At 43.1% G+C, this 25,134-nt stretch carries 27 protein-coding genes and 1 pseudogene; 13 read left to right on the top strand and 15 right to left on the bottom strand.

All coding sequences use genetic code 11. The annotated features are described in order from the left end of the window. Positions 1 to 131 precede the first annotated feature (131 nt). A complete protein-coding gene (gene coaBC / locus AB4249_RS16835) occupies positions 132 to 1,373 on the bottom strand; it encodes a bifunctional phosphopantothenoylcysteine decarboxylase/phosphopantothenate--cysteine ligase CoaBC (protein WP_136979983.1) in 1,242 nt (413 codons plus the stop codon). Positions 1,374 to 1,596: 223 nt separating this feature from the next. Here coaBC and radC point away from each other — a divergent pair, with 223 nt between their 5' ends. The 6 genes from radC (at position 1,597) to AB4249_RS16805 (ending at position 5,616) form a co-directional block, all read left to right on the top strand. Further along, positions 1,597 to 2,271, top strand: a complete 675-nt coding sequence (gene radC, locus AB4249_RS16830; protein WP_017071069.1) for a DNA repair protein RadC — start codon at positions 1,597 to 1,599, stop codon at positions 2,269 to 2,271. Between the two features lie 290 nt (positions 2,272 to 2,561). After that, on the top strand, positions 2,562 to 2,798 hold the full coding sequence (rpmB, locus tag AB4249_RS16825; RefSeq protein WP_004728407.1) for a 50S ribosomal protein L28: 237 nt from the start codon (positions 2,562 to 2,564) through the stop codon (positions 2,796 to 2,798). Between the two features lie 13 nt (positions 2,799 to 2,811). Then, the gene (gene rpmG / locus AB4249_RS16820) at positions 2,812 to 2,979 is read left to right on the top strand and encodes a 50S ribosomal protein L33 (protein WP_002535344.1); all 168 of its coding nucleotides are present in this window, start codon (positions 2,812 to 2,814) and stop codon (positions 2,977 to 2,979) included. A 204-nt stretch (positions 2,980 to 3,183) separates the two neighbouring features. After that, positions 3,184 to 3,708, top strand: coding sequence for a hypothetical protein (locus AB4249_RS16815; protein ID WP_032546317.1), 525 nt, complete (start codon positions 3,184 to 3,186; stop codon positions 3,706 to 3,708). 2 nt (positions 3,709 to 3,710) lie between these two features. Next, positions 3,711 to 4,520: a bifunctional DNA-formamidopyrimidine glycosylase/DNA-(apurinic or apyrimidinic site) lyase gene (gene mutM, locus AB4249_RS16810; RefSeq protein WP_372104097.1), complete on the top strand. Its 810-nt coding sequence runs from the start codon at positions 3,711 to 3,713 to the stop codon at positions 4,518 to 4,520. Between the two features lie 91 nt (positions 4,521 to 4,611). Then, positions 4,612 to 5,616 carry an NAD-dependent epimerase gene (locus AB4249_RS16805; RefSeq protein WP_372104094.1) on the top strand — a complete coding sequence of 335 codons (1,005 nt, stop codon included), beginning with the start codon at positions 4,612 to 4,614 and terminating at the stop codon, positions 5,614 to 5,616. A gap of 72 nt (positions 5,617 to 5,688) precedes the next feature. Here the strand turns inward: AB4249_RS16805 and coaD are convergent, their stop codons facing one another. Both coaD and AB4249_RS16795 read right to left on the bottom strand, forming a co-directional pair. Further along, positions 5,689 to 6,171, bottom strand: a complete 483-nt coding sequence (gene coaD / locus AB4249_RS16800; RefSeq protein WP_372104092.1) for a pantetheine-phosphate adenylyltransferase — start codon at positions 6,169 to 6,171, stop codon at positions 5,689 to 5,691. A 1-nt stretch (position 6,172) separates the two neighbouring features. Beyond that, positions 6,173 to 7,255 carry a glycosyltransferase family 9 protein gene (locus tag AB4249_RS16795; protein ID WP_372104090.1) on the bottom strand — a complete coding sequence of 361 codons (1,083 nt, stop codon included), beginning with the start codon at positions 7,253 to 7,255 and terminating at the stop codon, positions 6,173 to 6,175. A gap of 96 nt (positions 7,256 to 7,351) precedes the next feature. Here AB4249_RS16795 and AB4249_RS16790 point away from each other — a divergent pair, with 96 nt between their 5' ends. Further along, positions 7,352 to 8,065 (top strand): 3-deoxy-D-manno-octulosonic acid kinase, encoded by a 714-nt coding sequence (locus tag AB4249_RS16790; RefSeq protein ID WP_108117621.1) that lies wholly within the window; start codon positions 7,352 to 7,354, stop codon positions 8,063 to 8,065. Between the two features lie 36 nt (positions 8,066 to 8,101). Here AB4249_RS16790 and waaA read toward each other — a convergent pair whose 3' ends face one another. Next, positions 8,102 to 9,364, bottom strand: a complete 1,263-nt coding sequence (gene waaA, locus AB4249_RS16785; RefSeq protein ID WP_372104087.1) for a lipid IV(A) 3-deoxy-D-manno-octulosonic acid transferase — start codon at positions 9,362 to 9,364, stop codon at positions 8,102 to 8,104. A 132-nt stretch (positions 9,365 to 9,496) separates the two neighbouring features. Between waaA and AB4249_RS16780 the strand changes: the two genes are divergently transcribed. Genes AB4249_RS16780 through AB4249_RS16770 form a run of 3 tightly spaced genes read left to right on the top strand, consistent with a single transcriptional unit; the run spans position 9,497 to position 12,241 of the window. Further along, positions 9,497 to 10,528 carry a UDP-N-acetylglucosamine 2-epimerase gene (locus tag AB4249_RS16780; RefSeq protein ID WP_372058111.1) on the top strand — a complete coding sequence of 344 codons (1,032 nt, stop codon included), beginning with the start codon at positions 9,497 to 9,499 and terminating at the stop codon, positions 10,526 to 10,528. A 9-nt stretch (positions 10,529 to 10,537) separates the two neighbouring features. Then, a complete protein-coding gene (locus AB4249_RS16775; protein ID WP_065100471.1) occupies positions 10,538 to 11,305 on the top strand; it encodes a glycosyltransferase family 2 protein in 768 nt (255 codons plus the stop codon). Positions 11,306 to 11,308: 3 nt separating this feature from the next. Beyond that, positions 11,309 to 12,241, top strand: a complete 933-nt coding sequence (locus tag AB4249_RS16770; protein ID WP_372104084.1) for a polysaccharide pyruvyl transferase family protein — start codon at positions 11,309 to 11,311, stop codon at positions 12,239 to 12,241. A 49-nt stretch (positions 12,242 to 12,290) separates the two neighbouring features. On the opposite strand, the gene AB4249_RS16765 is transcribed toward AB4249_RS16770, so the two are convergent. The 5 genes from AB4249_RS16765 to rfaD form a co-directional block, all read right to left on the bottom strand. Further along, entirely contained in the window at positions 12,291 to 13,370 is a 1,080-nt protein-coding gene (locus tag AB4249_RS16765; protein ID WP_102413997.1) for a glycosyltransferase family 4 protein, read from the bottom strand. Positions 13,371 to 13,374: 4 nt separating this feature from the next. Further along, positions 13,375 to 14,121: a glycosyltransferase family 25 protein gene (locus AB4249_RS16760; protein ID WP_372104082.1), complete on the bottom strand. Its 747-nt coding sequence runs from the start codon at positions 14,119 to 14,121 to the stop codon at positions 13,375 to 13,377. After that, positions 14,114 to 15,313 (bottom strand): O-antigen ligase family protein, encoded by a 1,200-nt coding sequence (locus tag AB4249_RS16755; protein WP_372104079.1) that lies wholly within the window; start codon positions 15,311 to 15,313, stop codon positions 14,114 to 14,116. Before AB4249_RS16755 ends, AB4249_RS16760 begins: the two co-directional genes overlap by 8 nt. 16 nt (positions 15,314 to 15,329) lie before the next feature. After that, complete coding sequence (gene lpxM / locus AB4249_RS16750; protein ID WP_229648003.1) at positions 15,330 to 16,286, bottom strand: lauroyl-Kdo(2)-lipid IV(A) myristoyltransferase; 957 nt, start codon at positions 16,284 to 16,286, stop codon at positions 15,330 to 15,332. A 134-nt stretch (positions 16,287 to 16,420) separates the two neighbouring features. After that, on the bottom strand, positions 16,421 to 17,362 hold the full coding sequence (gene rfaD, locus AB4249_RS16745; RefSeq protein WP_010433822.1) for an ADP-glyceromanno-heptose 6-epimerase: 942 nt from the start codon (positions 17,360 to 17,362) through the stop codon (positions 16,421 to 16,423). A 152-nt stretch (positions 17,363 to 17,514) separates the two neighbouring features. Between rfaD and AB4249_RS16740 the strand changes: the two genes are divergently transcribed. After that, positions 17,515 to 18,678 carry a nucleotide sugar dehydrogenase gene (locus AB4249_RS16740; protein ID WP_372104076.1) on the top strand — a complete coding sequence of 388 codons (1,164 nt, stop codon included), beginning with the start codon at positions 17,515 to 17,517 and terminating at the stop codon, positions 18,676 to 18,678. A gap of 108 nt (positions 18,679 to 18,786) precedes the next feature. Beyond that, complete coding sequence (locus AB4249_RS16735) at positions 18,787 to 19,425, top strand: TetR/AcrR family transcriptional regulator (protein ID WP_017063104.1); 639 nt, start codon at positions 18,787 to 18,789, stop codon at positions 19,423 to 19,425. A 62-nt stretch (positions 19,426 to 19,487) separates the two neighbouring features. Here AB4249_RS16735 and AB4249_RS16730 read toward each other — a convergent pair whose 3' ends face one another. The 6 genes from AB4249_RS16730 to AB4249_RS16705 all read right to left on the bottom strand — a co-directional run bounded on the left by AB4249_RS16730 (position 19,488) and on the right by AB4249_RS16705 (position 24,278). Continuing rightward, positions 19,488 to 20,639, bottom strand: coding sequence for a murein hydrolase activator EnvC (locus tag AB4249_RS16730; protein ID WP_372104073.1), 1,152 nt, complete (start codon positions 20,637 to 20,639; stop codon positions 19,488 to 19,490). Between the two features lie 83 nt (positions 20,640 to 20,722). Next, positions 20,723 to 21,544, bottom strand: a complete 822-nt coding sequence (gene cysE / locus AB4249_RS16725) for a serine O-acetyltransferase (RefSeq protein ID WP_009847961.1) — start codon at positions 21,542 to 21,544, stop codon at positions 20,723 to 20,725. Positions 21,545 to 21,591: 47 nt separating this feature from the next. After that, positions 21,592 to 22,638, bottom strand: a complete 1,047-nt coding sequence (gene gpsA, locus AB4249_RS16720; protein ID WP_372104071.1) for an NAD(P)H-dependent glycerol-3-phosphate dehydrogenase — start codon at positions 22,636 to 22,638, stop codon at positions 21,592 to 21,594. Positions 22,639 to 22,813: 175 nt separating this feature from the next. Beyond that, complete coding sequence (secB, locus tag AB4249_RS16715; RefSeq protein WP_009847959.1) at positions 22,814 to 23,281, bottom strand: protein-export chaperone SecB; 468 nt, start codon at positions 23,279 to 23,281, stop codon at positions 22,814 to 22,816. Between the two features lie 99 nt (positions 23,282 to 23,380). Then, positions 23,381 to 23,815, bottom strand: coding sequence for a rhodanese-like domain-containing protein (locus tag AB4249_RS16710; RefSeq protein ID WP_229647999.1), 435 nt, complete (start codon positions 23,813 to 23,815; stop codon positions 23,381 to 23,383). Between the two features lie 262 nt (positions 23,816 to 24,077). Further along, positions 24,078 to 24,278 carry a hypothetical protein gene (locus tag AB4249_RS16705; protein ID WP_372104067.1) on the bottom strand — a complete coding sequence of 67 codons (201 nt, stop codon included), beginning with the start codon at positions 24,276 to 24,278 and terminating at the stop codon, positions 24,078 to 24,080. A 213-nt stretch (positions 24,279 to 24,491) separates the two neighbouring features. Here AB4249_RS16705 and AB4249_RS16700 point away from each other — a divergent pair. Beyond that, a pseudogene (locus tag AB4249_RS16700) lies at positions 24,492 to 24,735 on the top strand (hypothetical protein). The last annotated feature ends 399 nt before the right edge of the window (positions 24,736 to 25,134 follow it).

The raw sequence follows: 25,134 nt of genomic DNA, 5'->3' as shown, positions 1-25,134 counted from the left end.
TTCCTTTCCTAAAGATGAGGATTGAGTGAAGAAGGATTATAAACACCATTCAATTCTGTTTCCTAGTTTTGTAAGCCCTAGGTCAACAGAATCGAGAGGTGTCAGCAGATTATCAGAGCAAATTTGTGCGTTTATACATTAATAAGCTGTTGGATCTGATCGAGGATCTGGAAACCAAGTGTGTCTTTGCTCTCCAGTGGTAGAGATTTATCGCCGCCTTTCCAATAAAGGTGCAGCTCATTGCTACTGCTATTGAAGCCTTGGCCTTCAACTGAGACGTCGTTGGCGCAGATCATATCGAGGTTCTTTCTTTCCAGTTTACCGCGTGCGTACTTCTCAACATCTTGAGTTTCTGCTGCGAAGCCGACAGTAAATGGGCGACCTTCGGTCATTGAAGCGACAGAAGCGACAATATCTGGGTTTTTAACCATTTGAATGGTCATGTCGTCTTTACCGTCGACCTTTTTAAGCTTTTGGTCTGCGATGGTCTCAGGGCGATAATCGGCAACCGCGGCGCAGCTGATGAAAATATCATGTTGAGAAGCGTTTGCTGCAACCGCATCAAACATCTGTTGAGCGCTGTCGACATCGATACGATTAACCTTATTTGGTGTCGCGAGTGATACAGGGCCGCTGACTAGAGTTACTGTTGCGCCTTGTTTCGCTGCCGCTTCAGCCAGAGCATAGCCCATCTTGCCCGAGCTGTGGTTGGTAATGTAACGCACAGGGTCAATGGCTTCACGAGTTGGACCCGCCGTGATTAACACAGAGCGACCAGCAAGAGGTTTAGGTTGGAAGAAGTCTTCACAGCGGTGCACGAGCTGCATAGGCTCTAGCATGCGACCCATTCCCACATCACCACACGCTTGTTCGCCAGCCGCCGGTCCCCAAATCTCACAACCACGACGTTTTAGTGTTGCGATGTTCTCTTGAGTGGCAGGGTGGCTGTACATCTGTTGGTTCATTGCCGGAGATACCGCAACTGGCGCATCGGTTGCTAGAACCAAAGTGGTCAGTAGGTCGTTACCCATGCCAGCTGTCATGCGCGCAATCAGATCAGCGGTTGCTGGCGCTAGTAATACCAAATCAGCCCATTTTGCGAGCTCAATGTGCCCCATGGAAGCCTCAGCAGCAGGATCAAGCAAACTATCAGACACTGGCCTTCCAGAGACGGCTTGCATGGTGAGAGGAGTAATGAACTCCTTGGCTGCATTCGTCATCACGACTTGTACTTGTGCTCCACGTTCAATTAAGCGTCGAGTCAGTTCGGCACATTTATACGCAGCGATACCACCACTAATGCCAAGTAGGATTTTTTTCCCAGCCAGGCCTTGTAGGTCAGCGTTATCCAGTTGATTAACCAATGTTTGCATGATTCTGTTCCTTAATTTCTCTGCGACTTACGATATCAGAACAAAGGATAAGTGCCTAGAAGCAGAACTCGAACAGAGTTGACGCTCATCAAGTTGGTGTTATCAAACTTATCAATTACACGATTTTGTTAGTGTCTCGTTTCCTTTGATCTCTATCGAAGGATCTCTGATTACGATCTCATTAAGGTGATGGGTTGTGTTCATGACCAATGATTGTCTTTATATGCCAATAGATAAAATACCTGCCGAATCGATGCCGAGAGAAAAGTTGTTAAATAGAGGGCCTGATTCTTTGAGTGATGCTGAACTGCTCGCGATATTCCTGCGAACAGGGACACAAGGAATGAACGTGTTGGAACTCGCTGACAAGTTGATCAAAGACTTTGGCTCACTCCGTCATCTTTTTTCAGCAACACAGGAAGAGTTTTGTGCTCATAAAGGGATGGGGCAGGCCAAGTATGTTCAATTGCAGGCTGTATTAGAGATGACGCAGCGTTATCTAGCAGAGACTTTATCTCGTGGAGATGCGCTTACGAGCCCTAGCCATACTAAGCTTTATCTTTCGAGCATGTTGCGTGATCGCCAGCGAGAAGCCTTCTATATATTGTTCCTCGATAACCAAAATAGGGTAATAAAGGACGAGGTGATGTTTGAAGGAACCATCGATGCCGCATCGGTTTACCCGCGGGAAGTGGTTAAACGGGCACTTCATCATAATGCGGCGGCATTAATCTTAGCTCATAACCATCCTTCAGGTGTTGCTGAGCCCAGCCAAGCGGATAGGCGGATTACACGCCGATTAACCGACGCATTAGCGCTGGTGGACATCCGAGTTCTCGACCATTTTGTCGTTGGAGATGGTGAAGTTGTCTCTTTTGCAGAGCGTGGATGGATTTGAATCACATTTTAGGTTGTTAGTTGCGTTAAATCTGCTATTATTCCGGCCACATTTTTAGACCTAAAATCAGCTCTGATTACTCAAGCAAGCTGCGCTGCACAAAAAAGATCACGAAATCCGTAAAAAGGATCTGTTCGGGTCTTGAGCAATGCGTGTCAAGTTAGTATAATGCGCGACCTTTGATAGCCTTGTATGGATTTTCCATAACGGTTTTTACCTTCTATTTTAATTGATAGAGAGGTTCGGCCACCAAGGTTGATATCGAGCTGAAACGATTGGAGAAGACATTCATGTCCCGAGTATGCCAAGTAACTGGTAAGCGTCCAGTAACGGGTAACAACCGTTCACACGCACGCAATGCTACTAAGCGCCGTTTTCTGCCGAACCTACAAACTCATCGTTTCTGGGTAGAGAGCGAAAAACGTTTTGTTAAACTACGTCTAACTGCTAAAGGCATGCGTATCATTGATAAGAAAGGCATCGATGCTGTTCTTGTTGATATCCGTGCACGTGGCGAAAACGTTTAAGAGGAATTAAGCAATGGCTAAAGGCATTCGTGAGAAAATTCGTCTAGTATCTTCTGCAGGTACTGGTCACTTCTACACAACTGATAAGAACAAGCGTAACATGCCAGGCAAATTTGAGATCAAAAAGTTTGATCCAGTAGTTCGCCAACACGTTATGTACAAAGAAGCTAAAATCAAGTAATTGATGCTTTTTTTGCTCTTCTTCAGTAGAAGAAAGAATTGAAAAACCCAGTTTAATCGCTGGGTTTTTTTATATCTACAATTTGAGGAACTCAATTATTCTTGCTTGATATAGCCTCTGATAGATAGAAATCTGTACAACATAGAAAGTATTGCCACTTTCACGATATACTGAATGTTCAATAGGTTAGATGAGCAGAATCAGATGAGATATCGTGGACGCCGGTGGAACAACATACTCATGTTCAGTGTGATCGCTTTTATTGGCGTGTTAAACCTTCCAACATTGATCAAAGCGTACCTTATCGAGCCTGAACCGCAGGTTGATAGCCCTTATCCTTATCTCCTGAACCCAACAGCAAAGCTTCAAGCGTTACACTTTGCTAAGTGGTCTGTCATTCAACAAGATAATCAATGGGTTTACCAGTTCGAAGATACTGACTTTCCTCAAGCCACCAATGCACAAGAGCTGTCACAACGTTGGAAAGAGCTTGTGGGCACGGAAGTCGACTCACAGACCTACACAGACCTTACGCCTCGGTTAAATACACCACACACCATCGAAGTATGGTATCAAGACCAAGAAGAGCCCCAGCGTATTACCTATTATCAATTGCCTGAGTTCTGGTTGTTAAAAAACTGGAATGATCAGTGGTTGGCGGTGTCTATTGAAGAGAGCTACCTGTTTCCAAGCTTTAACGCTAACCACTCCTCTAAATCGGACGACTAACTATGCCTGAATTACCCGAAGTCGAAGTAAGCAGAATGGGGATCTCGCCTCATTTAGTCGGTGAGACCATTAAAACTCTTACTTTTCGCACGCCCAAGCTGCGTTGGGATATCCCACAAGAGTTAAAAGCATTAGAAGGGCAGATGATTCGCTCCATCTCGCGCCGTGCAAAGTACCTATTGATTGAAACGGATACTGGCACTGCCATTGTTCACCTTGGTATGTCTGGCTCACTACGCGTATTAGATGCTGACTTCCCAGCAGCCAAGCACGATCACGTGGATCTTAAGCTCACCAATGGCAAAGTATTGCGCTACAACGACCCTCGCCGCTTTGGCGCTTGGTTGTGGTCGGCGCCTGATGAAGTCCACTCTGTGTTGCTTGGTTCTGGTCCTGAGCCGTTAACGGACGACTTTAACGCTGATTACATCGCTGAGAAAGCAGAAAAGCGTAAAGTCGCAGTCAAGCAGTTCATCATGGACAACAAAGTAGTGGTCGGTGTCGGGAATATCTACGCTAACGAAGCCTTGTTCTCTGCAAAAATCCACCCGTTACGATCGGCAAACAAAGTGACCAAAGCCGAATGGATCTTGTTAACCGATGAGATTAAACAAGTACTCGCAACGGCTATCAAGCAAGGTGGTACTACGCTGAAAGATTTTTCTCAGGCTGATGGTAAACCAGGCTACTTCGCACAAGGGCTGCAAGTGTATGGTAAAGCAGGTGAAAAGTGTCCAAGCTGCGAAGCATTGATTCAAGAGCTAAAAATCGGACAGAGGAATACGTTTTTTTGCTCTCAATGTCAGGTATAGAAAAACTGAACCTATGTTCACCTTTTTAAGCTAGTAGATAGGTAGGCTATTAGCTACAATTACACTAATGATATGAATTGAGAATAGTAGAATGAAATATTTAGTAACTGGTGTTGCCGGGTTTATTGGCTCTGCAGTGTCAGAGCGATTATGTGCAGCTGGGCATGAGGTTGTGGGCATTGATAACTTGAATGACTACTACGAAGTTTCTTTGAAACATGATCGCCTAAAGCGCATTGAGCATGAAAACCTGACCTTCATCGAGCTGGATCTTGCTGATAGAGAAGGCATGGCAACGCTGTTTGCTGAGCAAAAGTTTGACCGTGTTATTCACTTAGCGGCGCAAGCGGGCGTTCGTTACTCAATTGATAACCCGATGGCGTATGCCGACAGCAACCTTGTTGGCCATTTAGCTATCTTAGAAGGTTGTCGTCATAACAAGGTTGAACACCTAGTTTATGCATCATCTAGCTCAGTCTATGGCTTGAACCAGAAAATGCCATTCCATACAGCAGACAGTGTTGATCACCCGATTTCACTGTACGCCGCGACTAAGAAGTCGAATGAGTTGATGGCGCATACCTATTCTCATTTATACGACGTACCAACGACAGGTCTTCGCTTCTTTACGGTTTACGGCCCTTGGAGTCGCCCTGATATGGCGATGTTCAAGTTTGCGAATCTAATCGTAGCGGGCAAAGAAATCGACATTTATAACAACGGCGACATGATGCGTGACTTCACTTATATCGATGATATCGTTGAAGGTATTATTCGTGTTCAAGATCGTATACCAGCCAAGCAACCAGATTGGACCGTTGAGCAAGGCTCACCAGCAACCAGTTCTGCTCCGTATCGTGTGTTTAACATCGGTCATGGCAGCCCGGTTAAATTAATGGACTACATCGAAGCATTAGAAGGTGCTCTAGGTGTTGAAGCGAAAAAGAACTTCATGCCAATGCAGCCAGGTGATGTGTACGCGACTTACGCTGATACTGACGATCTGTTTGAAGCAGTTGGCTATAAGCCTCAAGTGAAGATCCAAGAAGGGGCAAAAGCTTTCGCGGATTGGTATAAAGCCTACTACTCGCTGTAGTAATTGATAGCTTTGAATTAAAAATAGCGCTCACTGAGCGCTATTTTAGTTTTTCGGGGTAGGTAAAGGGAATTACTTGGCTGTTTTTAGCTTTATTTCGTCTGCTACTTTTTGTGGTACGAACTGACTTATATCCCCACCATGGATAGCCACTTCTCGAACTATTGTCGAAGAGAGAAATGCATACTCTTCTGAAGGGGTTAGAAATACACTCTCAAGGCCCGGCAGTAACTTCCGGTACATGCTCGTGAGACCAAACTCGTATTCAAAATCCATTGTTGTTCTCAAACCACGCACCAACACGTTTGCTTTCTGTTGTTTGGCAAAATCTACAAGTAATCCAGAAAACCCTTCAACAGATACATTAGACAGGTGAGCTACGGCATCGCGTAATAGCTCTACTCGTTCATCTAATTCAAACATGGTCTTTTTACTTGGGCTCGCCGCTACTCCAACGGTGATATGGTCAAACATACTCGCGGCACGAACAATAATATCAAGGTGGCCATTGGTCACAGGATCAAAAGTCCCTGGGTAAATAACGTGTGTGCTCATATCAGCTGTCCTTGCTTAATGTAGTGTTCGAATTCGGTGCTTTACTAGAGTTTAAGGCCTTATCGAGTTTCTGCTTTACCATCTCGACGGTGATGTCCTTCATTAGATCATCGCCTTTTGCGCGAGTTCCCCATGGAAGGTCTGCGACTGGCTTACCTTGTTGCGCTTCTACATGCTGTTGATAAACACTCACTACGATATCGAGATCGTTGTAAGGGCCTGTTCTACGAGGATCGCTGTGTGCGTACAAGCCGATTACAGGCGTTGACTGCGTAGTTGCCAAGTGAGCTGGGCCAGTATCAGGTGCCAATACCACCGTTGCATGTTTCAGTACGGCAGTCAGTTGCTTCAAGTTCGTTTTGCCAATCAAGTTGGTTACTGGCGACTGGCATAATTTTTCGATGTCGCTACCTAGGTTAACTTCTCTTGGTGCCGGAGAACCACATAACACCACTTGCATGCCTTGTTCGACAGCATAATCAGCAATAGCTGCATATCGCTCAGTTAACCAATTGCGTGAATCTTTGCTTGCAGCTGGGGAGATAACCAAGGTCGGCTTGTCTGCCATAGTGTTGATTGCTAATTGTTCATCTTCAGGTGTTAAAGGGATATCCCATTGAGGCTTATCGAAGGGGACACCAATGTAGCGAGCAAATTCGGCAAAGTTATCCAACACATGAAACTTATCTGAAATAGGTAGATGGCGGTTGGTAAAGAGTGACTGCATTTCACGAGTACGGTTTTTGCCAAATCCCACTTTGCACTTCGCCTTGATCCCCCAAGATAGCACGCTGGCTCTGAGTGCGGCTTGCATGTGCAGAAGTGCATCAAATTTACGATCAGATAGCTGACGCCATAATTCACGCATTCCTTTGAAGCTTTGTTTCTTATCGAAAACAATAACCTCAATACCGGGTAGATCGCCGATCAGCATGGCTTCTATTTTGCCCGTTATCCAAGTAATTTTCGTTTCAGGCCACTGCTTCTGGATGGCTTGAACCACAGAGATAGCATGACAAACGTCGCCAATCGCGGAAAGGCGAAGTATGCAAAGAGATTGAGGTGCAGTTGAGAACAGTGACATAAAGTGCCCGAAAAAAGTGAATAACATCAGAATTATGCAGATACTCGCATTAGTTGTAAAATAGCAATGACGAAAAGCGACCCAAAGGCCTCATAGATGGAAACGATTAGCACCAAGAACCAAACAATTTGGTACGACCCTGAACTTCTGGCTCAGGTACCAGAGGACGATATCGCACAGATCTTCGAGGCTGAATACTGGCGAAAACGTGAAGCCATTTCAGGGAGTGCTCAAGGTCGTGGTACCACATGGTTCATTCAGCTTGATGGAATACAGGCCGCGTTGCGTCACTATCGCCGTGGCGGATTGTTTGGGAAGCTAGTCGAAGACCAATATCGTTTCTCTGATTGGGAGAGTACTCGCTGTGCGATGGAGCTTAATGTCCTCAAGATATTGGCAAACGCAGGTGTGAATGTACCGAAGCCTATTGCTGCTAGAGCAATTAAAAGCGGACTACTTTATCGAGCTGACTTAATGTCTGAACGAATTCCCAATGCCAAAGATCTGGTTGATGTCTTGGTCAATGGCCCGATAGATGCGGATGTTTATCGTCGAATTGGCCAAGAGGTACGCAAGATGCACGATGCTGGGGTTAATCATACCGATCTCAACATTCATAATATCCTGCTTGATGACTCGCAAAGGGTGTGGATTATTGACTTTGATAAGTGTGGTCAGCAAGCGGGTGATGACTGGAAAGAAGGCAACTTGAATCGCTTAAAGCGCTCGTTCTTAAAAGAAGTGAACAAGCGCCAGATTCAATGGCAAGAGCAGGATTGGGAACCGTTATTGCAAGGCTACCAAGGTTAATAGCTATTCGTTAAGAATGGCGAACAGCCAAGAATGTTAGCTAAGAATGTATTCCAAGGTTTTATTCAATGCCCCTCGGTTCTGCTCAACCACTTGATAAGCCGCTAAGCCTTTAGTTTTACGCAGCTCTGATTGTTTGAACAGTTGTTCGAGCTGGCCTACGATATCTTGGCTATCTTGACAAATAACCACGGCATTGGCTTCCAGTAGCTTGTCAGTAATCTCGCTGAAGTTAAAATAGCTAGGGCCATTGAGTAAAGGTAACTGCAGGGCCGCCGGCTCTAGAAGATTATGGCCACCTACCTTATCGCCTACAAGGCTTCCTCCCATAAAACACACATCAGCACCACCGAGTAAGGTCAACATTTCTCCCATCGTATCAGCGATATACACTTCAACATCAGAGGCGATAGGTTGTTGACTTGTTCGAGTGACGGTATTGAATTCGTACTGTTTAGCCAGTTCCGTCACTTGGCTGAATCGTTCAGGGTGACGAGGTACAATCATCAATAACGCTCTTGGTTTGTCTTTTAGAAGTTGCTTATGAGCATCTAAAACAATTTCATCTTCACCTTGGTGGGTACTCGCAGCAATCCAGACATCACGATTAAAGCCGACTTGATCCCTCAAAGCTTTACCTTTTTCTACTTGTTCAGAAGAGACTTCAATATCAAACTTGATTGAGCCTGTCACATGCACCGATGCTCTATCTAACCCTAATCGTATAAAACGCTCAGCATCACTTGGGTATTGGCAGAGTACTTGAGAAAGGTTTTTCGCTAGAAGGTTAAAGACGGATTGGAATTTAGCATAGCGCTGGCACGAGCGCTCAGATAGGCGAGCGTTGAGTACTGAAATAGGAATCCCAGCTTTCGCGACGCAATGTAACGTGTTTGGCCAAAGCTCTGTTTCCATAATCAACATTTGCTTTGGTTTTACTGATTTAAGGAAGCCTCGTACACACCAAGAAAAATCAATCGGCATGTAGCGATGTTCGACCAAATCACCGAGTTTTTCTATCTGCTCTGCACCCGTGCTGGTTGTGGTGGTAACGATAATGGCTTGGTTTGGATTGCGTCGCTTCAGTTGCTTTATGATCGGTACGGCGGCAATCGATTCACCAACCGATACTGCGTGAATCCAGATAGGATTCTTACCTTGAGTTTGCGGTGTGATCCCGAAATGTTCTTTCCAACGCTGACCAAAACTTGGCTTTCCAGGTTTGCTCTTATAAAGCCCATACAGCAGTAGCGGAGAAGCTAATGACAATATGAGAGTATAGATAAGTCGTATAAGCATAAGAACAGTGACACCAGAGGGTAAAATCAGTAATGAGAAGAGTATTTTCTTCAATCTCGAAAGTAAAGAGCGTTATAATTAAATGCTTAGTGACACTTTCAAACGGAAATGGTGAACTCTATCTCATCGCTTATTCAAACCGATCAATCCTATCGTTTCTTGCTCTATGTCGAGCAAAACTACTCATTTGCTATTCTTCGTCCATTTTATAACTACGCGAAGCAACTTGGCCACGATGTAAAGTGGTTGCTCGTTGGGGAAGGTGCTTCTGAACATCTTTTACTGGATCAAGAGCAGTGTGTCTCTTTGACAGAAGCTGTCGCCTATAATCCTTCGGCTGTTTTAGTGCCAGGGGATCGCGTTCCTGCTTTTATCCCTGGATTGAAGGTGCAAGTGTTTCACGGTTTGAACGAGAGCAAACGAGGGAACTTATATCCTGAACGTGGTCTATTTGATTTGTATTGCACCGAAGGCCATGAAAGAACAAGCTCGCTTGAGCCGCTAGCTAAGCAGCGCGGCTATTTTCAAGTTAAAGAGACCGGGTGGCTGAAGCTCGATAGCTTGTTTAATTATCAAACCAGTGACAAGCATTTTGAAAGACCTCAAATTCTATTCGCTTCCACTTTTTCGCCAAGTTTATCCTGTGCTGAATTGGTTTATGAAGAGCTTAAGCGCCTAAGCAAACTGAGCCAGTGGCAATGGTTAGTCACATTGCATCCTAAAATGAAGCAAGAGACACGAGAAAAATACCAGGCGTTGGAAGGGGACAACCTTCTGTTCTTCGACAATGATCGAGTGATTGAAATGCAGCATCGTGCTGATGTTATGGTGTGTGACAACTCATCGATATTTCAGGAATTCTTGTTGCTCAATAAGCCGGTTGTTACGGTAAATAACCGAGAGCCTCAAGCGAGCTTCATCAATATTACCCAAGCAGAGCAGTTAGAATCAGCAATTCAACAAGCTATGCTGCCTGATGAAACAAGAGATAAAGCCATTGCTAATTATGGTCCGTCAATAACGCCATATTTGGACGGTCAATCCTCAGCGAGAGTTCTGAGTGCTATTACGGATGTGCTAGAAAGCGGTTGGCAGGATAAAAAACCAAAAAATTGGATTCGTAACTTTAAAATCCGCAAATCATTAAACTATTGGAAATTCTAGGGCTGAATAATGAGAAAACATACCCTGTCTGTCATTGTTATTACCAAGAATGAAGAAGACCGAATTGAAACTTGCCTAAAATCTGTGGTTGATATTGCCGATGAGCTAATTGTGTTAGACAGCGGATCAACGGACGCAACCGTTGAGATATGCCAAAAATATACAGATAACGTGACAATCACAGATTGGCCTGGCTTTGGTAAGCAAAAACAGCGAGCGCTAGATAAAGCGACATGTGATTGGGTGCTATCAATTGATGCTGACGAAGCTCTCGATAAAGAGATGAGCGACGCTCTTGTTGAACTATTAAAACAAGATCAAATCAAGCACACTGCTTATAAACTTCCTTGGGGAGTGACTCTTTATGGCACGACTCTAAAACATGGCCGCAGTGCTCGTGCAGTATTAAGACTGTTTAAGAGAGAAGGCTCTCGATATACGTTAGACGAGGTTCACGAGACAGTCGTTCCTGAGCAAGGCTCTACAGGTGTATTGAAGGGGTTTCTTCTTCATTACACCCATCGCGATTATGGTCACGGCCTAGATAAAGCAGCGCAGTACGCTTGGCTTGGTTCTCAAAAATATCACCGTAAAGGTAAGAAATCACATGGCCTATTCCTCGCTCTACTACGAGCGATATGGACGTTCTTCTTAGTCTATATTATCCGCCGTGGCTTTATGGATGGCAGTGTCGGTTTCATTATGGCTATGACTTACGCTCAAGTGAATTTCAATAAATATGTTGGCTTGTGGCTTATTGAAAAAGAAAGGAGCTAACCAGTGGCTTTTAAATTAGAGTACTGTCTGTCAGATACTTACAACGTAGGGGATGATCTTAACCCTTGGTTGTGGCCACAACTTTTTGGTGACTTGATTGTAGAAGATAGCTCTCGTTATTTTTTAGGCATAGGGACGATTTTGACGGAGAAGCGATTAGATAAAACTCTTTCAGGTGCGGACGAAATCATTATTTTCTCATCAGGTTCATGGGAGTGGAATGTCCCCAAGCTATCTGATAAGTGTACCGTTTATGGTGTAAGAGGTCCTAGGACGGCAAAAAAATTAGGGTTAAAGCCAGAGTTAGTAGTTGGAGATGGCGCTTATCTTCTTCGTGAAGTTGATTTCCCTAAAGCAGAAAGACAAGAAGGGAAGATTGGATTTATTCCACACCATCGTAGTGAAGATTTTATCGATTGGGATAAAGTTTGCCAGAAGATAGGTTTAACATATATTACAGCAAAACAACCAGTCGAGGACTTTTTGTTGGCACTTCAACAGTGTGAATCCGTTGTGACTGAGGCTATGCACGGTGCTATTATTGCGGACGTACTTCGCATCCCTTGGAAAGGAGTTCGTTTCTCCCCGGCATTTGACGATGAAAAGTGGTATGACTTTGCTGAATCTATGGATGTAGAGCTAATATTACACGACTTACCTTTTATGAGTGTTAATAAGATGCCCATTGGTAAATTGTTAGAAAATACGTTTAAGAGAAATGTAGCTAAATTATTTAAATCTTCATCGAGAAAGTGGCTGTCACTCGTGACTGTGTACAAACTGGCCTCTAATGACGATATGAAAAATTTACAATTGAAGCTTAAAGTTTTAGCCAATGACAAGAGCAATTACCAATTGAGCTCTTTGGCACAACTCAATGCGATAGTCGAGACTCAAAAAGCAGTGGTAAACAGAATTATTCAAGACCACAAGTAGGTCGTTTGGGCAAGTTGGTTATCCACTTACTTGCCCTTTGATTGCTAAGCTATTTGTTCGTTAATTTCTCAAAAAAGCGAATGTGTTGTTTAACTGTTTCTGATGACGAAAAGTAGCGTTGGAGTCTGATCTTTGCTTTATGTCCCATTTCTGAACATCGTTCTTTACTCTTTGCCATGTTGTTTATAGATTCACCTAAAGACTGAGCATTTTTTACAGGAACAATATGGCCAGTTTCGTTTTCTTCGATCAGCTCTGGGGAGCCACCCGTTGTTGTCACTATTGACGGTGTCCCATTTGCCATAGCTTCAACAATCGTTCTTGGGAGCCCCTCTCCACTGATTGATGGTTGAATTTGAAAATCAGCCATAGCCATAATGGATGGAACATCTTTTCTGTGACCAATGAAGTGTATTCTCTCTGACATAGGGCTATCTTTCGCCATATCAAAATAAGGTTCGTAACCACTGCCAATTAAAAGAAGATGAAAGTTTGGGTTATCAACAAAGTGTGTAGCTCTGATTAGAACATCAATTCCCTTGCTGGGCCTAACATGAGCAGCACACACAGCAATGACATTATTGGAGTCTAAGCCAAACTCTTCTGGCTTATTTTCCTGAACAGTATACCAGTCTAGTTCGTGACCTTTGTAGATGGTAACTACATTATCTTTATTGCACCAAACTCTCTTTTTAACGTCATTGGCGACAGCTTTTGATACGCATACAACACCACTGACTTTTGGGTGCAGGTGAGTGAGGTAGGCTGAAGGATCATGGCGATACAGGCCACCTGTAGTCCCGCGATATGTGATTAATTTTGTTTTCTTACCAATACAAGCAAACGCAGCGTTTGGTATCGTCTTAGAATTAAATGCATAAAAAATGTCATAGGCTTTGCTGTTCAGTTCAGCCCTATAAGCTTTAATAGTCTTTAAACAAATCTTTTTATTTGGGTAGGCATCAACAACTCTTACGCCATTTTCTTGAAACCGTTGAGCGTATTCTGCATCGCCTTGGGTAAGAACTGTGACCTCATGACCTTGCTTTACCATTTCTATAAACATTTCGGCTTCAGGACGTACACTATTTCGAGCATGATAGTAGGAACTAGCAATAAGAATTTTCATTGGATTACCGCTTCGAGTATTTGAATTTTATGTTATGTAGGTGACGCTGGATAGTTTCGTTTAAATTGAACCATTCACGCTTACATTTCTTGAATAAACTTCTGGTGCTTGTGCGTTTTTCATAACCGATATCGGAATCAAACTTAGGGTCGTTCGTTAAACAAGGAACCGCAGTCCCATAACACTCAACTTCATTTTGCCAGAATCGGTCCATATAAATATCTACGGCCATATACCATTCATGTGAATGCTGGAGGAATTTTTTAGCTCCAGAAGGTCTTAAAAAATAGGCTGTAGCACTCATGTGTCCTTTGGTGAACTTATGAATGTTCGTTGAGTTACTCTTGTAGACTTCGTAAGAGTCATACTTTCGACGTTTATTTTTGAATAACCTGACACACTCTACAGCTTCTGGTACATCACTGATATCTTGTATGAAATTAAGAAACTCGTCTTTAAATATAAGAGCATCATCTTCAATTACGATTATTGGTTGATTAATTTCAACACATTTTTCCCATAATAAATAATGGCTCGCATAGCATCCTAGCTGACCAGCACTCAGTGTTTTTGCTCTGAATGCTTGACTTAGCTTGTCGTTGTAACGCTCAAATAATGGATGAGTTGGTGTATCTCTACCGTCTACAGCATTAAATATATCAAAAGAAAGATCTAATTCATTCAATTGACAACTAATGTTTTTTCTTCTTTCTATCGAAGATTCTAAATTTATGACAAAGATTTTAGTCATTGGAATCCCTCTGAATTCTTGAGCATATAGGAATTAGAAATAATAAATATAACATTAAAGGTTGAGGGTGATTAAAAGGTACATCAGTTAAACCTGCGATGTAAAATAAGCTAACCAAACCAATTATTATATATGCATCGGATGGTGGTGATTTCCTCACCATCATTAGTGGATAAAGCAGAAGTCCAATTACTAGCATCGTTCCTATAACCCCAGACTTAACCATTTTATCTAAAAACTGATTGTGGAAGTGGGCTGAAGCATAGTGATATAGCGATCTAGATATTTCACCATGTTCTAACTTACCTTTTAATATATCCCGTTGTTCTTGTCCGTGCCCTAGTATTGGTTTTTGTTTTATTAATTCCGGAGCTAACATCCACATTTGTAATCTAAGCCCAACGGATGTACTATAATCGCCTGATTGAATCTTTTTGACTTCATAGATGGTTTGGTTATATCTCTCATTTATTTTATCTTTAAATAAGAAGGCGCCAGTAGAAGTTAGAATGGCTGTGAGTATAAGTGTAAATAGTATATATTTTCTCGAAGGAGGATTTTTAATACATTTAACTGCGATTATAATAAAGATACTTAAAGTAAACGCCAACCAAATCCCTCTAGTTTCACTTAGGATTATAGGAGGTAACGACAGCAGAAAAGCGACCAAAGGAAGGGTTTTACCCTTTAAAGGAGAATTACCTAGCAATAAAGAAAACGCGATTATGGATATCAATGCGCATGCAGTTGAGTAAGGTATCGGATTTATATAACCAGCATTACGCCCTGTACAGATATAAACATTGAAATAGACGCTATTGACAAATATTGCCAAACTACCGATCAAAACTACCCATTGAATTACTTTTTGAGTAAGTATATGGTATGGAAAAGCTATAAGGAAAAGAGTAAGTCCAATCAGTGCTCTTAGCTCTCTAGAACTGGATCCGTGATAATAATAGCTAAAGATAGTATATATACATGAAATGCCAATTAACCACACAAACTGGCTCTGTATGTTATTTAATATAGTTTCTTTTTTAAATACTAATATACTGCCGATGATACTAATCAAAAATAGTGGGATCATTTTCTTATCACCACTATCTAAAACTAACATGCCTGTAACAGCAAAAAAGTAAGGTAATAGTAAGATTGCTGTATAAATCTGCTTTCTGTTAATAATATTCATACTGTTTAATGTAATGCTAACCACTATAAGGATTTATATTGCTATCAGGGCGAGTCTTAAGCAGTCTTAAGATCCACATATATTGCTCTGGGTTTTTGCTTACGTAGTCTTCAATACATTGATTCATCATACGAGCATCCTGTTCTTCGCTTCCTGTTGGGAAGGGTAGAGCAGGGTAGAAGTCCAAGGCGTATTGGCCTGTACTGCTATCGTATTGAGCAAACAAGGGCACAATTTTAGCTTTACTTAGTTTTGATAGGCGACCAAGGCCTGAGATAGTTGCTTTTTGAGTCGCGAAAAAGTCAACGAAGACACTGTGCTCACGGCCAAGATCTTCATCAGGGAGGTAGTAACCCAGGTACCCATCACGTACCGACTTGATGAAAGGTTTGATACCACCGCTGCGATCATAAACACGACCGCCGTATTGCACGCGCTGTCGGTGCATTAGCCAGTCACTGAGTTTGTTTTTTTGTGCTTTCGCCATCGCAGATACAGGTAAATTGCGTGAAGCTAATAATACCGCTGGGATATCGATAGCCCATGTGTGTGGCACCAGCAAGATCACATTCTCGCCACTGTCTATAATATCGGTTAGGTTGCTTAGGCCGTTTATCGCAGTGTTATTCTCTAGCCAAGTTTTACTCTTGAGTGTCAGTGAAGCAAATCCCATCAAAAATGAGATGGAAGTAACGTATGACTGATAGAGAGTTTCTTCGCGCTCTTCGATTGATTGCTCAGGGAAACACATCTCAAGGTTCACTCGAGCCCGGCGGTTAGCCTTATTCTTAATTTTTACAGCTTGCTTAGCCATAAACTTAGCTAATGCTAAACGAATGCTATTAGGTAAGAAGCAGACTAAAGACGATAACAAAACAGCAATCCAAGTTCCCCAGTATTTAGGTGCTAGAAAACCCCATTCAAACTCAGGATTGTAAGCTTTTGGATCAAAATCATTGCGTTGTGTGGTCATTCATTCACTACATTATTTAAATCAGAGAGTTAACTTAATATCGGTCACTCTGGGAATGATTATATTCGTTAGACATTCCCAATAATACACGCTAAAAGTAGGGTGTATTATTGGTCCTAATCTGAAATATACCGTTAAGCGTTTACGATCTTCATGTACTCAGCAACGCCATCGGCTACTGCTTTAAACTCGATATCGCAACCTGTACCGCGAAGTTTAGTTAAGTCTGCTTGAGTGAATTCTTGGTAAGCACCTTTTAAATGCTCAGGGAAAGGAATCGTTTCGATTTCGCCTTTACCATGGTGCTTGATAACTGCCTTGGCGACTTCTTCAAACGACTCAGCATTGCCAGTACCTAGATTAAAGAGGCCTGATACCCCATTCTCTAAGAACCACAAGTTTACAGCCGCAACATCACCTACATACACAAAATCACGCTTAAAGGTTTCGCTACCTGCGAACAATTTCGGGTTTTCACCGGCATTCATTTGGTTGTTTAGGTGGAAAGCGACAGAGGCCATGCTGCCTTTGTGTTGCTCGCGTGGACCATAAACATTGAAGTAACGAAACCCTACGATTTGCGAAAGCGTTTCGTTGTGTGCTGCTGCATCCGCGGTTAAGCGACGAACGTAGTTATCAAATTGTTGTTTTGAATAGCCGTAGACATTCAATGCACCTTCGTACTCTCGCTCTTCGATGAAAGTGTCGGTCTCACCGTAAGTTGCAGCTGAAGAGGCATACAAGAAAGGAATTTCACGCTCAACACAGTAATGAAGTAGCTCTTTTGAGTATTCATAGTTGTTGAGCATCATGTATTTGCCATCCCACTCAGTGGTAGCAGAGCATGCTCCTTCATGGAAAACAGCTTCAATATGACCAAAATCATCACCGGCCATGACTTGAGTTAGGAAGTCATCACGATCCATGTAATCCGTGATGTCTAGGTCTACAAGGTTCTTAAATTTCTTACCATCTTTTAAGTTGTCGACGACTAGAATATCGTTGTGGCCCGCTTCATTAAGCGCCTTAACAATATTGCTGCCAATCATGCCAGCACCACCCGTTACGATAATCATAATTTTCTAACTCTTTTGAATACAAAACTGTCACGAGTATAGCAAGGAATGGATAAAGCGGGCTAGTGGAATAATTCCCCAACCAGAGTATGATACGGCAAGCTAAGTTATAAATTATGTTGAGTTAATTACTCAAAACTATAGGTATTATCATGAAGATTGCAGTAGCCGGTACAGGGTATGTGGGTCTATCAAACGCTATGCTTTTGGCACAACATCATGAAGTCATTGCGGTAGATATCATCGATGAAAAAGTGGCAATGCTAAACAATAAGCAGTCACCGATTGTAGACAATGAGATTGAGCACTTTCTATCAAATAAGACGCTGAACTTCATGGCAACAACGGATAAAGCCGCTTACAAAAATGCTGAATTTGTCATCATTGCTACACCTACCGATTATGACCCTAAAAACAATTATTTTGATACCAGCTCTGTAGAATCTGTCATCAAAGACGTCATGGAGATCAATCCTGATGCGGTGATGGTTATTAAATCAACGGTGCCGGTTGGCTATACCGAGCGTATTAAGCAAGAGCTGAACTGCGAAAACGTCATGTTCTCACCGGAGTTTTTGCGTGAAGGCAAGGCCCTGTACGATAACCTACACCCATCACGTATTATCGTTGGTGAGTGCTCTGAACGCGCTAAAGTGTTTGCGAATCTGCTGGTTGAAGGCGCAGAAAAAGAGAGTATCGATGTTTTGTTTACTAACTCAACGGAAGCCGAAGCAGTAAAACTGTTCTCAAATACCTACTTAGCGATGCGTGTTTCTTATTTCAATGAGCTCGATTCTTACGCGGAAGCGCATGGCTTGGATTCTCGTCAGATCATAGAAGGTGTTGGCTTAGACCCTCGTATCGGCAATCATTACAACAACCCTTCATTTGGTTACGGTGGTTACTGCTTACCAAAAGACACCAAGCAACTATTAGCAAACTATCAAGATGTACCTAACAATATTGTGGGTGCCATTGTCGATGCTAACCGTACTCGTAAGGACTTCATTGCGGATTCAATTATTAAGCGCTCGCCTAAAATTGTCGGTATTTATCGTTTGATCATGAAGGCTGGCTCCGACAACTTTCGAGCATCGTCGATTCAAGGGATAATGAAGCGTTTGAAAGCTAAGGGTATCGAAGTGGTCGTATTCGAACCTGTGTTAGAGGAAGAGCATTTCTTTAACTCGAAGGTTTATTCTGACCTAGAAGAGTTCAAAGCTGTATCGGATGTGATTGTATCTAACAGAATGGTGGAAGAAATCGCAGACGTTGCAGATAAGGTGTACACACGAGATCTGTTTGGCAGTGATTGATTCGGCTCTATTTTAGCTAATGCTAATTAGACCAGATGTTAACAGCTCGATCTATCCGTTTAGTGGCGATATACTGAACCTCTAAACGGATAGGGATACTAATAACTAATGAAAACACGTGACAAGATTGTTTACGCTGCTCTAGAGCTTTTTAATGAGCACGGTGAGCGTAGTATTACGACCAATCATATTGCTGAGCATATCGAGATTAGCCCTGGTAACCTCTACTACCATTTCCGCAACAAGCAAGAAATTGTCCGTGACATCTTTACTCTCTATTCGACAGAGTTACTTGAAAGGTTCACACCGATTCAAGGCCAACAAGAAAGCCTGACGTTACTAAAGACTTACTTAGATTCTATCTTCACACTGATGTGGAAGTACCGATTCTTCTATGCGAATCTGCCTGAAATATTGTCACGTGATGAAAAACTCCACCTTGATTACATGGCCGTACAAGAAAAGCTGCAAACGAATCTTGTCGATATCATGCGAGCCTTCGTTGAGTTGAACCTGCTCAAAGCAACGGATACGGAAATGAAATCGATGGTCACTTCTCTTCACTTGATCGCATCGGGTTGGTTGGCGTATCAGTCTGCGATGTCTCCAAAAGCTCAAATTACCGAGCAAGTGGTTCATCAAGGAATGCTGCAGATGATCGCGACGGTTAAACCGATTGCGACAGCTCAAGGTTTTGAGCAGCTGACATTATTGGAAGATGGTGTAAGGGCGTTGAACTCTAAATAGAAAGAGACGAGTAAGCGGTATACGGGATTCGAAGAAAGATACTCGCATCCCGTATCTGCTCTTTATCGAACTAACCAACTCTTCGGGTTTTGGGCTTGGCTGTTTCTGCGAATCTCAAAGTACAGTGAAGGGCGCGTTTGGCCGCCAGTGTCACCAGCAAGCGCAATCGCTTCGCCAGCTTTAACCTTGTCACCTTCTTTCTTCAGTAGTGCTTGGTTAAAGCCATAGAGCGTCATATCACCTTTACCATGATCGAGAAGAACCACTAAACCATAGCCTCGCAGATACTCGGCAAATACCACCGTACCTGAGTAAACGGATTTAACCTGCTGACCGTACTTGGCGTTGATCACCATGCCTTTCCAGTTAATTTGCCCCGTTTGACGTGAACCGTAGTTATGTAGAACTTTATCTTTGATCGGCCAAGGTAGCTTACCTTTACGTTTTGCTAGGCCATCCATCGGGACTGCATTACGTCGTTCTCGAGCCGCTTTTTCTGCTTTTGCTATTTCAGCTTTCAGGCGAGTTTCATTTCGCTGAAGTTCAGCCAAGTAATTTTTGTCGCCAGAAATATTCTTCTTAATACTGCCAACGGTTTTCTTACGTTGTGTTTGAGTCTGAGACAACTTGTCACGCTTAGTGGTTTGCTGTTTTAACAATGTTGCGATTTGTTCTTGCTCGAGTTGACGCTGTTTGTGGCTTTCTTCTAATTCAAGTTGCGTCTGTTCAATCGTTTTAATGGTTGCGGAGCGAGCTTTGGCAAGGTGCTGGTAATAATGACTGATGCGATCTTCTTCCACACCTGTGTTGAGGATGTGAGAAGAAGCTTTAGCTCGACTTGTCATGTAGTATGTCTGAATCAGTTGCTCTAATTTATCGGTATGGACTTTTTTCTGAGCCGTAAGCGCTTTAATCTTGGTGTCTAAGTTAGCAATATTTGCATTAGCCGTATTGAGCTGCTTTTTACTGTCTAGAATCGCTTTTTCAAGTGAAGCGATGGATAGCTCTTGTTTCTTGAGGCTTGCTTGTAGGCTATCGAGTTTTTTCTGTTGTGAGGACAGGTTTTTTTGTTGGCGAGATATTTCACTCGATACGCCTTTCAGTTCCCCCTGAGATGCAGCAAATGATGATGAAGACAAAAGAGCAACACCAAGGCTGGCAGATATCAAAAGAACAGTGCTCATTGATTGAACGGGTTTCATCATTATCGTCATTTTGCTCTTATTAATAATCAGCATCTGCTGCGAGTCTTTTCGCATCTCGGCTATCGGCTATTCGTCGGATCCCGAATCTGCTCTTAAATCCCATCACCATGGATGAAGTTCTGAGAGCGACCGTTAAACCCCTGATCCATGTCTAAAGATGGCTTATCAGTTTTCGGCTTTCCAACAATTTTTGCAGGAACACCAGCGACAGTCGTATGAGGCGGAACGGCTTGAAGAACCACTGAGCAAGAACCAATTTTCGCGCCTTCACCCACTTCAATATTGCCAAGTATTTTAGCGCCGGCACCGATCATTACACCTTCGCGGATTTTAGGGTGACGATCGCCACCTTCTTTACCCGTACCACCTAAAGTCACGTCTTGAAGGATAGATACATCATTTTCAACTACGGCTGTTTCACCAATCACGATACCGGTGGCGTGGTCGAGCATGATCGCTTTACCGATACGAGCGGCTGGGTGAATATCCACTTGGCAAGCAACCGAAATTTGGTTCTGTAGGTAAGTAGCAAGTGCAATACGCCCTTGCTTCCATAGCCAGTTAGCCACTCGGTAACCTTGCAAAGCGTGGTAGCCTTTCAGATAAAGCAAAGGCATCGAGTACATCTCGACCGCAGGATCTCGATTTACCGTCGCGCAGATATCACAAGCAGCCGCATCAATAATCGATTGATCTTGCTTGAATGCTTGTTCAACCACCTCACGCACCGCCATTGCGGGCATTGAAGCCGTCTTTAGCTTATTGGCTAGGATATAACTTAATGCAGCGCCTAAGCTTTCGTGGTTGATAATGGTGGCATGGTAAAAACTCGCAAGCATAGGTTCTTGCTCTGACTGCTGTCGAGCTTCCTTCACAATGCATTGCCAAACCTTTTGCTGTTCACAGTGTTTCATTTTTCCATCCATTTTATCTATTTCATTCCACGACTTAATAAGCGATGTTATCGCTCTGACTTCTTGTCTCGAGCAAGCAGATCTTGTGCCGCTAAGTGGGCATCTTTCCCTTGATACAGCACTTGATAGATTTGTTCAACAATTGGCATCTCAACACCCATACGTTCGGATAGTAACCAAACTTCTTTAGTGTTGCGATAGCCTTCGACCACTTGGCCGATCTCTTCTTGTGCAGTATCGACGTCTTTACCTGAACCTAAAGCCAATCCAAAACGACGGTTACGTGATTGGTTATCAGTACAGGTTAGTACTAGATCGCCCAGCCCTGCCATACCCATAAAGGTTTCGGGTTGTGCACCCAGTGCAGCGCCTAAGCGACTCATTTCAGCTAAACCACGCGTGATCAGTGCAGTACGAGCATTGGCACCAAAACCAATGCCATCCGACATGCCTGCGCCAATTGCGATAACATTTTTCACCGCGCCGCCAAGTTGCATGCCGATGAAATCTGAGTTTGCGTATACGCGGAATGTTTTACCGCAGTGGATCTTCTCTTGCAGCTCTTCTAAGAATACTTCATCTGGTGAAGCGACAGAGATAGCCGTTGGCATGCCCATCGCTAACTCTTTGGCAAAAGTAGGCCCTGATAGAACCGCTAACGAATACCCATTACCAAGCACATCATGTGCGACATCTTTAAGTAAACGACCTGTTTCTGGCTCTAGGCCTTTGGTCGCCCAACAGATGCGAGAATCCGTACCTAAGTAAGGTTTCAGGCTGTTTAGAACAATACCAAATACGTGGCTAGGCACAACAACGAGAAGGTCACGACTTGCTGTTACTGCTTTCTCAAGATCGGATTCGATGATTAGGCTTTCTGGAAAGTCGATATTTGGCAGGAACTCATTATTAGCACGCTCAGATTCAAGACGAGCCATATGAACAGGGTCGTGTCCCCAAAGAACAACATTGGCACCGTTACGCGCTAGAGATATCGCTAAAGAGGTTCCGTAAGAACCAGCGCCAATGACAGTCATGGCGATTTCTTTGCCGTAAGCGTCTGCCGTGTTAGTCGGGCGAGTTGTGTCTGTCATGCTTCCACCTAAAAATAATGAGGGAAATCGAAGAATTCTGGAAAAGCTTCCTAATAATCAGAAGGCTTTCTATCTTAGTACAGTGTAAAGAAAAAATGCACATCGCAGAAGTTACGATGTGCATTTAAGAGTTAACTAGCGTTTGAAACGTTAGGATTAAGTTCTACTTTGAGACTTAAGCCTGCTCGCCTTCAGCTTGTTGAGCTTGGTTCTGTAGGTAGTTCATGAACAAAGCATCGAAGTTTACAGGTGCTAGGTTCAGTTGTGGGAACGTACCTTTAACCACTAGGCTAGAAATCGTTTCACGAGCGTATGGGAACAGGATGTTCGGGCAGAATGCACCTAGGCAATGAGCCAGTTGGCCAGCTTCCATTTCGCTAGCAGAGAAGATACCGCCTTGTTGAACTTCACAAAGGAATGCAGTGTCTTCTGCGTTCTTAACCGTAACCGTTAGACGTAGGATGACTTCGTAAACACCTTCGCCAAGTTCACGGCTTTGAGTGTCTAGATCCAGTTTTACATCTGGGTTCCACTCTTTTTGAAACATGTCTGGAGAGTTTGGCGCTTCGAAAGATACGTCTTTTAGGAAGATACGTTGGATTGCGAAGTTTTGTTGTGCGTCTTGTTGTGCTGCTTCAGCCATTTTCTTGTCCTTAAAAATTTTAAATTAGACTCTGTTCATTGTATTTATCGAACAGAGCCTGAAAGTTAGTTTATCGGTCAGCCGCTTCTTGCCTTTAACCTATTTCTTACCTTTAACTAAAGGAAGGTTAGCTTCGCTCCAAGCCACTAAGCCGCTTTTCAGTACGCTTACGTTTTCGAAACCTGCTTTAACCAGCAAGTTCGCGCTTTCTTGAGCGGTTTGACCTGTCTTGCATACTACGATGATTGGGTCTGCTTTTTGGCTTTCAAGGCTACCAAAGCTATTTGCTTTGATATCTGACGGCAAAATGTGAACTGCGTCCGTAATATGGCCCTTTTTGAACTCATCCTTAGTACGAATATCAACCACAATACCGTTTTCACGGTTAATCATGTGTGTGGTTTGCGCTGCCGTGATCTCTTTGTAGGCTGCGCTTGATGTCTTGATAACGTTCGCAATGATGGCAACAACCAAGCCGATCCATACGATGGCTAAAATCATATTCTCTTGAACAAATGGAACTAACTCTTGCATGTCTTGAACTCTTATTCGTTATTGGGCGAAAAACTATAGATCGGGAGTATAGCGAGAAAGGGTAGGAGAATACAGAGGAAGGGTGTAGTGGAACTCAGCGTTACCTCTCTTTCTTGATACTTCGTATTCCGTTCATTCTAATCCCTCCTCCTTCTGCTCTTCGTCCTTTCACATGCGTGCCGGTTTGCGACAACAACCTACCAAGTTCGACTTCCCCATTGCGACGATTAACAAAGTGATACCCCACTTCGTGAACGGCTTGCTACGTAGAAGCCGTAAAGCCAGTTTCATAGCCACTCTCTAAACAAACAAGGACATGTAAACCAGAAAGGGTATCTACACCAACAAGAGCTTCAGAATCAACAAAGGCAGCTAAATCAAGAACAACAGCGAAGCCCAAACAAGCCGTGCGAGCGATAAAGTCCAAATAAGCAATATCATCTGAACAAGTGGTACGGGCCACTTAGCTTATGAACCCTCAACAACCCATGCTCGTTACTCAGCCTTAGCGGAATTTAAAGCCAACCCGCTTGAAGTGCGTATCAAGGCTCAAAGTCAATCCAAGCCGATTGGTGAGGATGCTAAGCAATGAGAACTCGTGACTAAGATTGAGCAAAGACTTATTTCAAAAGAAAGCTTTTTTGGAGCAAGGGCGATACCAACATAAAAACTGACAATGGAAGAGAAATTAACGATTTTAGAAAAGGAGATAGCGCGAGTGGAAGCGCGCATCTGCGAGTTCTTAGCCTTGCAGCTGAGCCACTACCTACACGGACTAGCATGTAAAGAAATCAAAGTGTTATTTTTGGTAAACAATAACCAAAGCTTCGAATAGCTGTACCGAAACGGCAACATTTATTGATATAGAAAAACGCTACTGCACTACAGCACAAAAAAATCGCTACTTCATAGGCCCCTAGTACTTGCGAAACGAACAATGTTTTCGTTGGGTGAGTAAGTGGTCACAGGCTGGTAAGTTAGACAAAGGAATACGCTGGTTAATACACACATATGTTGCTAAAATTGACATTAGAATGCTAATTAGAACCGTATGGAACTGCATAAAAGTAGCACCATCTTGCCTTTAGGAGCTAAACCTAGGGGCGGTAGCGTACCCAAATTCGAATGAATGGCAAACCTAAAGGTTGGACATCAGGGCAAGATCATGAAAAACCCATATGGAATAAGGGGTAGCGTGAAGTGATGTTTCCACTAATTTGTACACTGAAGTCACAACAAATTCAATACATTCAAGATCGATTTGATGATCAGATTTAGGTGTGATCATATACTGTTTTTTAACAGCAGATATTTAGCCA

It is taken from the genome of Vibrio sp. 10N.261.55.F4 (assembly GCF_041470465.1).
In the GTDB taxonomy this organism is placed as follows: domain Bacteria; phylum Pseudomonadota; class Gammaproteobacteria; order Enterobacterales; family Vibrionaceae; genus Vibrio; species Vibrio crassostreae_C.
This window is presented reverse-complemented; position numbering and strand designations above follow the sequence as displayed.

Coding starts and splice junctions, on each gene's coding strand:
- waaA (WP_372104087.1), bottom strand. CDS start 9,364: ATGCTTATACGACTTATCTATACTCTCATATTGTCATTAGCTTCTCCG.
- coaD (WP_372104092.1), bottom strand. CDS start 6,171: ATGAGCACACACGTTATTTACCCAGGGACTTTTGATCCTGTGACCAAT.
- AB4249_RS16740 (WP_372104076.1), top strand. CDS start 17,515: ATGAAGATTGCAGTAGCCGGTACAGGGTATGTGGGTCTATCAAACGCT.
- coaBC (WP_136979983.1), bottom strand. CDS start 1,373: ATGCAAACATTGGTTAATCAACTGGATAACGCTGACCTACAAGGCCTG.
- AB4249_RS16775 (WP_065100471.1), top strand. CDS start 10,538: ATGAGAAAACATACCCTGTCTGTCATTGTTATTACCAAGAATGAAGAA.
- AB4249_RS16755 (WP_372104079.1), bottom strand. CDS start 15,313: ATGAATATTATTAACAGAAAGCAGATTTATACAGCAATCTTACTATTA.
- AB4249_RS16760 (WP_372104082.1), bottom strand. CDS start 14,121: ATGACTAAAATCTTTGTCATAAATTTAGAATCTTCGATAGAAAGAAGA.
- AB4249_RS16795 (WP_372104090.1), bottom strand. CDS start 7,255: ATGTCACTGTTCTCAACTGCACCTCAATCTCTTTGCATACTTCGCCTT.
- AB4249_RS16735 (WP_017063104.1), top strand. CDS start 18,787: ATGAAAACACGTGACAAGATTGTTTACGCTGCTCTAGAGCTTTTTAAT.
- rpmB (WP_004728407.1), top strand. CDS start 2,562: ATGTCCCGAGTATGCCAAGTAACTGGTAAGCGTCCAGTAACGGGTAAC.
- AB4249_RS16805 (WP_372104094.1), top strand. CDS start 4,612: ATGAAATATTTAGTAACTGGTGTTGCCGGGTTTATTGGCTCTGCAGTG.
- rfaD (WP_010433822.1), bottom strand. CDS start 17,362: ATGATTATCGTAACGGGTGGTGCTGGCATGATTGGCAGCAATATTGTT.
- rpmG (WP_002535344.1), top strand. CDS start 2,812: ATGGCTAAAGGCATTCGTGAGAAAATTCGTCTAGTATCTTCTGCAGGT.
- gpsA (WP_372104071.1), bottom strand. CDS start 22,638: ATGACAGACACAACTCGCCCGACTAACACGGCAGACGCTTACGGCAAA.
- AB4249_RS16710 (WP_229647999.1), bottom strand. CDS start 23,815: ATGCAAGAGTTAGTTCCATTTGTTCAAGAGAATATGATTTTAGCCATC.
- cysE (WP_009847961.1), bottom strand. CDS start 21,544: ATGAAACACTGTGAACAGCAAAAGGTTTGGCAATGCATTGTGAAGGAA.
- lpxM (WP_229648003.1), bottom strand. CDS start 16,286: ATGACCACACAACGCAATGATTTTGATCCAAAAGCTTACAATCCTGAG.
- AB4249_RS16815 (WP_032546317.1), top strand. CDS start 3,184: ATGAGATATCGTGGACGCCGGTGGAACAACATACTCATGTTCAGTGTG.
- AB4249_RS16790 (WP_108117621.1), top strand. CDS start 7,352: ATGGAAACGATTAGCACCAAGAACCAAACAATTTGGTACGACCCTGAA.
- radC (WP_017071069.1), top strand. CDS start 1,597: ATGCCAATAGATAAAATACCTGCCGAATCGATGCCGAGAGAAAAGTTG.
- AB4249_RS16730 (WP_372104073.1), bottom strand. CDS start 20,639: ATGACGATAATGATGAAACCCGTTCAATCAATGAGCACTGTTCTTTTG.
- AB4249_RS16765 (WP_102413997.1), bottom strand. CDS start 13,370: ATGAAAATTCTTATTGCTAGTTCCTACTATCATGCTCGAAATAGTGTA.
- mutM (WP_372104097.1), top strand. CDS start 3,711: ATGCCTGAATTACCCGAAGTCGAAGTAAGCAGAATGGGGATCTCGCCT.
- secB (WP_009847959.1), bottom strand. CDS start 23,281: ATGGCTGAAGCAGCACAACAAGACGCACAACAAAACTTCGCAATCCAA.